The organism is Acidobacteriota bacterium, assembly GCA_030774055.1.
Taxonomy (GTDB): Bacteria; Acidobacteriota; Terriglobia; order Terriglobales; family Acidobacteriaceae; genus JACPNR01.
In genome coordinates this window covers 47,438-56,877 of record JALYLW010000080.1, presented here as the reverse complement: position 1 = coordinate 56,877, position 9,440 = coordinate 47,438, and the positions used below count along the sequence as shown (strand labels likewise).

The following is a 9,440-nucleotide window of genomic DNA, read 5'->3' as shown; positions in this document are numbered from 1 at the left end:
GACGGTAGCAACGCCAATGAGTTTCGCGAGGTAGGGGTCTTCGCCGTACGTCTCATAGAGGCGTGGCCAGAGCGGCTGGCGGCCAATGTCGAGCACGGGCGAGAAATCCCAAGGGATGCCGGCGGCGCGAGTCTCATCCGCGGTCACCTCGGCAGCGCGCTGCGCGAGCTCCGGGTCCCAAGTCGCCGCCATGCCGATGGGCTGCGGAAACAGCGTCGCGTCCGTCACATAATTGGCGCCATGGATCGAATCGATCCCGTACAGGACAGGGACCTTGAGGCGGGTCTTTGCGGCTTCGGCCTGGATGGCACGAATGATCTCGTGCCACCTTGTGAGTGGCAGCTTCTCGTCCTTAACGTTCAGGAGCGAACCCACCCCATACTCGACGACTGCTTTGTGCAACTTCGCTGCGTCGATGGTGATCTTGGCATCGATGCCGGTGGAGACCATGCCGATCTCCAATTGCGTCATCTGCCCCACTTTTTCCTTGAGCGTCATCTGCTTGAGCAGGCGCTCGATGGCCGCCGCATCGACGCGTGGTTTCGAATGACGGATGGCGCGCTCGAAGAACTGCTGGCTATCAGGCAGGTCGACAGTGCGGAAGGCGGTTGACGACGGCGGCGCGGCAGCTTGGCTCTCCTGCGCGGGCGCGACGGCGGTCGAGAAAACCAGGGCGGCGAGGCACAGCAAGGCGACGTATTTGCGCAAGCTAATGGTCACAGTCGATCCAGGGGTGCGAGGATTAAATCGATTCACTGGCCGAAGACTAACCACTTTCCGCTTCGGAGGCGAGGTTGTCAATGGGTTTTCTAGACCCCGTGCGGCGAGGCCACAGGGTACAATGCGGCCTATCGTTCAACCCATGCGAACCCTGCTCGCTCTCCTCTTACTGCTCTCCTGCTTTGTTCCCGGCGCCACGACGGCCCAGGCCCCACCCCCGGGGAAGCCGCAGTTTCGCGACATCACCGCGGAGAGCGGCATCACCTTCAAGCACCAATCCGCTCCCGAGAAGAAGTTCATCGTGGAGTCGATGGCCGGCGGGGTCGCGCTGCTCGACTTCGATAACGACGGCTTGCTCGACATCTACTTCGTGAACTCGCTCACCGTGGATACGGCGAACCAGCCGAAGTCGGTCCGCAGCGCGCTCTACAAGAACCTGGGGAATGGGAAATTCGTCGACGTGGCCGAGAAGGCTGGCGTCGCCTTCCCCGGCTGGGGCATGGGCGTGTGCACAGCGGACTACGATGGCGACGGATGGGAAGACCTCTACGTGACCGGACTGGGCGGGAACCATCTGTATCGCAACAATGGCAACGGCACGTTCAAGGACGTGACTGAGGAAGCGGGCGTTGGCGGCGGCGGATGGTCGACTGGATGCGGCTTCGCCGACTACGACCGCGATGGCAACCTCGACCTTTTTGTGAGCCGCTACGTGAAGGTGGAGCTGAGCAATCTGCCGGAGTTCGGCAAGGGCAAGACCTGCGAGTACCACGGCGTGGCGGTGCAGTGCGGCCCGCGCGGGCTGCCGGGGGCCTCCGACTTCCTCTTCCATAGCGACGGTCACGGCCACTTCCAGGAGGTCGGCAAGCAGGCGGGGGTAGACGATCCCAACGGATACTTCGGCCTGGGCATCGCCTGGTTCGACTACAACGGCGATGGCTGGCCGGATCTGTACGTCGCCAACGATTCCACCCCCAACTTCCTCTACAAGAACCTGCACAATGGCAAGTTCGAGGAGGTGGCGTTCCCCGCGGGAGTAGCCGTGAGCGACGATGGCGCCGAACAAGGGTCGATGGGGGTGGCGCTGGGGGACTACAACAATGATGGCCGCTTCGACTTGTTCGTCACGAATTTTGCGGAGGAGTACAACGACCTCTACCGCAACGACGGCGCCAGCGGATTCACCGACGCGTCGTTCCGCTCCAAGACAGCGCCGCCCAGCCTGCCGCTCGTGGGCTGGGGCACCGCCTTCTTCGACTATGACAATGATGGTTGGGTCGACATTATCGCGGTGAATGGGCACGTTTATCCGCAGATGGAGACCGCGCAGTTTGGCGGCTCTGCCGGCTACCGGCAGCCGAAGCTGCTCTTCCGCAATCTCGGGGACGGCACCTTTGCCAACGTCACCGCTGAGGCCGGTCCGCTCTTTACCGAGAAACGCGTGAGCCGCGGGCTGGCTGTGGGCGACCTGGACAACGATGGCGCGATCGACATCGTCATCAACGATCTCGACGGCGCGCCGCAAGTGCTGCACAACGAAGGGCGGCAGGGGAATTGGATCACGCTGCGCCTCCGCGGCAAAGGTAAGAACCCGGATGCCATCGGAGCGGTCGTCCGCGTGACCGCCGGCGGCAAGACGCAATCACGCACCGTGCAGAGCGGCACCAGCTACCTTTCCCAGGACGACATGCGCCAGCACTTCGGCCTGGGAGTGCAGCCGGCGATCGAGCGCATCGAGGTCCTCTGGCCGGATGGCACGACCTCGTCGCAGCAGAACGTAAAGCCGAACCAGATCCTCACCATTAGCCAGCCCTGAGGCTGTCTTCCTTCCGCTCATTCTTCCGCTCAAAGAAATCGGGCCCCGCGAGGTCGCGGGGCCCGTGTGGCCTGGGGGTTGAAAGAGCCTTAGAAGCTGATCTTCAGCCCGAATTGGATCTCACGCGGATCCCGTACGTTGCGTGCCACGCCAAAGCCAGCCCCTGGCGTGGAGCTTACGATGCTGGTCGCAGTTGCTGGGTTCCCGGTGTTGTAGACTGCGCTCGGCGGGGCGTAGTCCGTGGAGACGCTTCTGAACTGCACGTTGTTGAACAGGTTGAAGACCTCGGCACGGAACTGGATGGTCATCCGCTCTCCGGTGTACTTGCTCTTGAAGAATGGGATGTTCCAGTTCTTGTAGAGAGCGAAGTCGGTCTGTGTGATGCCAGGCCCGTAGCACTGCCCGCGGCTGGCATTGCCGATCGTGCCTAACTGGAACCCATTGAGGGTGAAAGCGTTCGGGTTGAGCCACTGTTCGGAACCGCCGGTAGCACGGCACGGCTCGCCCGGCACGCGGTTCAGTAACTGGTCGTTGGTGAACCCGGTTCCCGACGGGCCACCGCCGATGCCAGGCACACTGCCCGTATGCAGCGTGAGGGCACTCCCGTGCGAGAGGATGACGATCGTCGCCATCTCCCAGTCACCGAACACGTTCTTGACGAAACCGTTCTGGTCGTTCAACTGCGGCGTTAAGTAGATGAAGCTCGCGTTGAAGATGTGCGGACGGTGCAAGGCGGACGGACCGCGGTTGAGTCGCGGATCGGTTATGTCGATGATGCTGCCGGCGCTCAGGCCGCCGTCAGAGCTATCGAGCAAACCATCATCGATCAGCCGCGACCAGGTGTACGAAGCCTGATACTGCGCGCCCCGGCCGAAACGGCCGCGGAACTGCGTCTGCAGCGAGTGGTAGATGGAGTTGCCGTTGCGGTCGAAGGTCAAGATGTTTCCGTTCGTACCCAGCGCGGAGAACGGACGCAAGCTTGCTTGAAGTCCGGTATCACCTGCGGCCTGCGCGTGGATATAGGCCAGGCGGTTGGCCGGCAACACCTGATTGGCCGCGTAGCTGCTCGTAAGGTGAATGCCGCGGCTGCCTACATACGACACTTCCAGGATGTTGTTCTTCCAGACTTCCTGCTCCCAGGTGGCGTTCCACTGCCACGTGTTAGGAAGCCGAGCGCCTAGAGTGATCCCTGAACCGGGGGAACCGTTCGAGGTGGAGCAACTCACGCAAGCCGACATCGGGTTTGCCGGATCGTTGTCGAGCGTGCGGAGTCCGTTGATGTTGGCGTTGAAGGGCGGATTGCCCGCGGGCGGCAGATAGGGCGCCACGCGCTCGCGCTGGAAGAACTGTCCCACGCCACCGCGGAAGACCGATTTGGCGTTGCCGAAGATGTCCCAGGCAAATCCGATGCGCGGCGCGATGGTGTTCATATCAGTGCTGCGGAACGACCGGGTGTCCGTGATCGTGCCGCCCGGGAAGCCGGCGGCAACGCACGGATTCGTCTCCGGGAACATCAAACCGTTACAGGGAGAGTTACCCAGCGCTGGGTTATAGAGGGCCGGCACAAAGCTACCGATCTGGTTCGCGGAGTCGAACGGTTCGAAGAGTATGGAGTAGCGCAAGCCGAGATCGAGAGTGAAGCGGGGATGAATCTTCCAGCTGTCTCCGGCGTAGAACTCGAGATCATGCCAGCGGGTGTGCGCCTCCGGTTGTCTGCGGTTCTCGTCGAAGCCCCAGGTCACGCCGCGCAGCAAGAAGTCTCCGATGGAGTTGCCGGTGGCGCCGCCCCAATTGTTGGCGGTCGTACCGCTGGCGCCCCAGAACTCGCTTTGCTCCGCCGAGCTGGCGCCGCCAATGAACTCGTTCTTCTTGTTCCAGGCAAACAATGCGCCGAACTTCAGCGAATGTTTGCCGACAACCACGTTGTAGTCGTCACGCAGCGCGTAAAGGTCCTGCAGGTTGGTCCACGGGGCCATGTTCCAGAGCGGCGCGTAGCCTCCCCCTCCCCAGAACGTGGGATGAGCCAGCTGGTCGCCAGTGGTTTTCCCGCCGAAGCCAAAGATGGGCGGCGCCGCCTGGTCGATCGCGTCGTTCAGGCCGGGAATCTGTTCGCCGCGCGTGACGTTGATGCGGTTGCCCGCGTAGGAGAATTGGATGGAGTTGACCGCACTCGCGCCGATGGTCTGGGTAAGCTTGGCCATGTACTGCTTGCCGGGCTGGTCCCACTTGGAGTCGACGTTCGGGAACGGATCGTCGCCCCACAGATGCGCGTAATCGCTGGGCGCGCCGTTCACCCACGCGTCCTGGGTGTAACGCACCATCAGGTTGATGGACTTGGTGAGGTAGACGTCGCCGCGGATGCTCTCCTCACGCCAGAAGGTGGGACTGGTGACCGATTGGATCCAGTTGATACAAGTCGAGCTCAACGCAGTGTTCGGGTCGGGATAGAGCTGAAGGTAAAGCAATCCCGCAGGGCTGAGCGATCCGGCCGGGATCTGATTCCCCGGGAATGGAAGACCAGTCGCCGGATCGTGCGGCGTATCCGGGCCGCAACCGGCCAGGAAGTTAGCATGCGTGCCGCTGAAATTTCCCGTCTTCTCCGCCGCGCTGGGCACGAAGGCTGTGCGCGCGTCGCCGCGCTGGATCTTGTTCCACTCCTGCGAGAAGAAGAAGAAGGCTCGGTTGGGGACGATCGGGCCACCGATGGTATAGCCGTAATCGTGTTGGCGGAGCTTGTCCTTCGCGCCGGTGCGGGCAAGGAAATAGTTCCTGGCGTCAAAAGCGTCGTTGCGGCCGAAGTAGTACACACCGCCGTGGAATTGGTTGCCGCCTGAGCGCGTGACCACGTTGATTTGCGCGCCCGCTGCCTGGCCGAATTCCGCTCCGTAGTTGTTGCGCTGGACCTTGAACTCCGCGATGCTGTCCACCGAGGGATAGATGAGGATGGTGTGATTGGAACCAACGTCATTGTTGTTGGCACCGTCGACGAGGAAGAGGTTATTCGTCGCGCCGCTGCCGCTCACCGACATATCGACGCCGGCAACGAGTCCCTTCTTGTCAGTCTGCAAACCCTCGGCGCTCGAGACGCCGGGCATCAGCTGCGTGAGCTGGACGAATACGCGTCCGTTCATCGGCAGCTCGCGCACCTGTTGTCCGTTGATCAGGCCCGAAAGGTCGCCGCTCTCCGTCTGCACCTGCACCTGATCGGCCTCGACCGTGATCTGCTGGTCGGCTGCGCCGGGCTGAAGCACGATGTCGGTACGCAAGGTGTCCGCGACGTGCAGCACTACGTCAGTCTTGACGTATTGCTTGAACCCCGTGCGCGTCGCCGCCACCTTGTAGGTCCCCAACGGCAGCTGGGACAAGGCGTACACGCCGTCCTTGTCGGTCTTCGTCGTGCGCGTCAGACCCGTGCTGACGTCGGTGACGGTGATGTCGACGTCAGGCACGACGGCGCCCGTCGAATCGGTGACCGTGCCAGTGATGGTGCCGAGGAAACGCTGCGCCTGAAGCGGCGCAACCAAGAAGAGAGCGGTCACAACAAGCAGAACGGCGAACCAGAGACGCCGCATGTTCTTCCTCCACAACGGAGTTATTGAACTGGGCCGATTGCAAACCGAGGAATCAGTTAAAACGGTTTAATTGGCGGTACTAAATCCGTTTAGCCCCACTGGCACCCACGAAATTCACGAAACTGTAACTCCCTCGCGGTCATCTGTCAACGGAACTTTTTTACGCCGCCGGGCCAGGGTAACCAAGGCCTCAACATCGGGTCTCCTGGCTTACAATCAGCGCCATGCCCCGCCGGCTCCGAACTGCTGCCTTTGCCCTGTTGCTCTCCGCCGCCGCGTGTTCCCAAAGCGCGCCTGGGGCGGGTCCGAGCGAAGGCCCGTACGACAACATCCGGGCCGCCGAGCAAGCCCTCAAAAAGAAAGACCTATACCTGGCCGAGAGCGAATACCGGTTCGCCGCTGCGCGCGCCCTGGTCGCCATCGGAAACCTGGCCAGCGCGAAAGGGGAATGGGACGCCGCGCTGACCGCGTATGGCGAAGCCAGCCAGCAGCTGAGCGATCCGAGCGAGCCGCTGCTGAGCGTAGCGACGGTCTACCTGCAACGGCAAAAACCGTTGCAAGCTGAGGCGGTGCTGCGCGAGCTGGCGGCCACCGGCAGAACACCGCGCGTGATGCATCTGATGGCAGTCGCTTATGCGGCACAGGGCCGCTTCGGCGAAGCGATGCAGCAGATCGAGGAGGCGCGGCACGCCGCTCCCGAGGATGCCGAGCTGGCGCATGCCGAGGGCACCATCGCTATCCAGGCGAAAGATGTGGCCTCGGCGCGACGGGCGTTTGCCGCGCTGCTGCAACTCCGCCCCGGGGCGCCCACGCACGTGCTCATTGGCCGTACCTGGCGCGACTACGAGCACTTCGAAGAAGCCAGGCAGGAACTCCAAGCAGCGCTTCGTCTCGATCCCCACGTCCGCCGTGCGAACTATTACCTCGGGACGATCCTGATCCGCCAACCCGACCGGTTGCGCGATGCCATCGCCGCCTTCCAGCGTGAGCTCGAGATCGCGCCCGACGACTACTTGTGCAACCTCAACGCCGGCATCGGGTTGACCGCCGACCGTCGTGCGGCCGAGGGCGTTCCCTACCTGGAAAAGGCAGCGCGGCTTTCGAATGAGTCCCGGCCGCTCTATCACCTCGGCCAGGCGCAGTTCCAGTCGGGTGAGTTCGCCGGCGCGGTGCAGTCACTGGAACGCTTCTTGGCCGCCGCCGCAAACGATCCGCAAGCTACGGCGAACGCCGGCAGCGCGGAGTATGTGCTCGCCCAGGCTCTGCACGCCCTCGGTCGCGACACCGACGCGGCAGCACACTTCGAACGCGCCAAGGAGCTCAAGGAAAAGTATCGCGCCCAATCGGAGGACCAGTTGCAGCACTATCTCATTCCCGACCCCGGCTCGGGGATGAGCGGGAAGACCGCGGTATGGCAGATCTCGTCCGCGCCTCCGCCGGACGGCCCGGCGCTCACCGCGGCACGCACCGCACTGATCGAGGTGATCGCGCGCTCCTACTTCAATCTTGGCGTGATCCTCTCGCAACGCAAGCACTATCGCAGCGCGGCCGCTTCTTTCTATCGCGCTGCCACCTGGGATCCCGCCTTCCCGGGCGCCCAGGCGTCGTTGGGTATGGCGCGCTTCCAGGCTGGGGAACATGCCCTCGCCATCGAGCCTTTGCGACGCGCGCTCGCGAGCGATCCCGGCAATCGCGATCTCGCACGGCTGCTGGCGCTTTCCTGTTTCCAGATCCAGTCTTATGCGTGTGCGGCGGAATTGCTGGCGAACGACGCCGCGGTCGAGAACGACGCGTCCCTGCAATACGCGCTCGGTGTCTCCCTGGTGAAGAGTGGAGAACCAAAGCGCGCCGCGGATGTGTTCGCGCGGCTGCTCGCGCGCAACGGTGACTCCGCTCCGCTCTATGTTCTCCTCGGGGACGCCCATGCGCAGCAAGGCGATTTTGATGGCGCCATCGCGCAGTACGTGCACGCCCTGCGCTTGGATGCGCGCGTTCCAGGAGCGCACTTCTCCTCTGGCGTGATCGAGCTGCGGCGTGGCCACCTGGCCGAGGCGGAGCACCACTTTCGAGCCGAGCTGAGCGCCCATCCGGACGATAACCGCGCGCGCTATCACCTGGCCTACACCCTTTCGCTCGAAGGAAAACGCGCCGAAGCCTTGCCGCTCGTGCGCGACGTCTTGAAGCGGACGCCCGCATTCTTCGATGGCCGGTATCTGCTGGGCCAGATGCTACTCGAGGAAGGGGACGCAGCCGGCGCCGTGGAGCAGCTCGAAGCGAGTGTCCGCCTGGCGCCGAAAGAGGCGCGCGCCCACTACCAGCTCGGCCGCGCCTATCAGAAGCTCGGGCGCACCGACGATGCGCAGCAGCAGTTCACGCTCTTCCAGCAGCTGAAGCACGGCGAGGAAAAGCCGTGAAGCGCTCATTCCTTCTCGTCGTGATCGTTTCCACCTTGACGACCATGGTCTTTCCGGCCACGCTGTGGGCGCAGCGTCCTGTGACCAAGCGGTCGCCGAGCTCCCGGAGTGCGCCGGCGGCAACGGTTGCGCAGGACAGCCCGGCTGCCCTGCTGGCGGTGGCGGAGACCCAGGCCTCGCGCGGTAATGCGCGGGCTGCGATCGCCACGCTGACCCAGGCTTTACGCCTGGCGCCGAACTCACCCGAACTGCTCTATCGCTACGCGCAGCTGGCGCTGCGCATCGAGCGCCCCGCGGAAACGGTGCGCGCGATGACGGCGGCCACGCGGCTCGAGCCGGATGACCCGCAGTACCTGTATCTTCTCGGCCTCGCTCAGCTCTGGGTCGGAGACACCGAGGGCGCGACGGTGCCGCTGGCGCGCGCGGCCGAGCTGCAACCGCAACGTCCCTCGGCACAACTCGGATACGCGGCGGCACTCCACGCCCTCAAACGCTACGACGAAGCTGCCGCGGCGCTCGATAAAGTGCTCGGGTTAGACGCCGGCAACACCGAAGCCTTATACATGTTGGCCGACATCGCGCAAGTCCGCGGCGATCTTGATACCGCGATGCGAATGGCGGAGCGCGTGCTCGCCAAGGACCCGCGACATCCGGGAGCCAACCTCGTCCGCGGTGTGATCTTGTCGCAACGGGGCGAGTATCACGCCGCACGCACCGCGCTCGAGCTGGCCGCGGCCGCAGATCCGAAATATCCGCGGACCTACTACCACCTCAGCCGCGTGTATGCGCAGTTGGGAGACAGCGCGCGAGCGGCGGCGGCGCGGGAAGCCTTCGACAAAGCCACGAAGAACGCGACCGAGCACCAGCGCGAGTCGCGCCGGTTGCTCGACCTGAGCGCGAAAGACCCGACCCGCTAGG

At 63.7% G+C, this 9,440-nt stretch carries 5 protein-coding genes; 3 read left to right on the top strand and 2 right to left on the bottom strand.

All coding sequences use genetic code 11. From position 1 onward, the window contains the following. Positions 1-720: hypothetical protein (locus M3P27_06560; GenBank protein MDP9267974.1), on the bottom strand; the 720-nt coding region annotated here is incomplete at its 3' end. 142 nt (positions 721-862) lie between these two features. Here M3P27_06560 and M3P27_06555 point away from each other — a divergent pair. Next, positions 863-2,536 carry a CRTAC1 family protein gene (locus tag M3P27_06555; protein ID MDP9267973.1) on the top strand — a complete coding sequence of 558 codons (1,674 nt, stop codon included), beginning with the start codon at positions 863-865 and terminating at the stop codon, positions 2,534-2,536. 89 nt (positions 2,537-2,625) lie between these two features. Here the strand turns inward: M3P27_06555 and M3P27_06550 are convergent, their stop codons facing one another. Beyond that, positions 2,626-6,108, bottom strand: coding sequence for a carboxypeptidase-like regulatory domain-containing protein (locus M3P27_06550; GenBank protein ID MDP9267972.1), 3,483 nt, complete (start codon positions 6,106-6,108; stop codon positions 2,626-2,628). 224 nt (positions 6,109-6,332) lie between these two features. Between M3P27_06550 and M3P27_06545 the strand changes: the two genes are divergently transcribed. After that, the gene (locus M3P27_06545) at positions 6,333-8,522 is read left to right on the top strand and encodes a tetratricopeptide repeat protein (GenBank protein ID MDP9267971.1); all 2,190 of its coding nucleotides are present in this window, start codon (positions 6,333-6,335) and stop codon (positions 8,520-8,522) included. Next, positions 8,519-9,439 (top strand): tetratricopeptide repeat protein, encoded by a 921-nt coding sequence (locus M3P27_06540; GenBank protein ID MDP9267970.1) that lies wholly within the window; start codon positions 8,519-8,521, stop codon positions 9,437-9,439. Before M3P27_06545 ends, M3P27_06540 begins: the two co-directional genes overlap by 4 nt. The last annotated feature ends 1 nt before the right edge of the window (position 9,440 follow it).

Coding starts and splice junctions, on each gene's coding strand:
- M3P27_06555 (MDP9267973.1), top strand. CDS start 863: ATGCGAACCCTGCTCGCTCTCCTCTTACTGCTCTCCTGCTTTGTTCCC.
- M3P27_06545 (MDP9267971.1), top strand. CDS start 6,333: ATGCCCCGCCGGCTCCGAACTGCTGCCTTTGCCCTGTTGCTCTCCGCC.
- M3P27_06550 (MDP9267972.1), bottom strand. CDS start 6,108: ATGCGGCGTCTCTGGTTCGCCGTTCTGCTTGTTGTGACCGCTCTCTTC.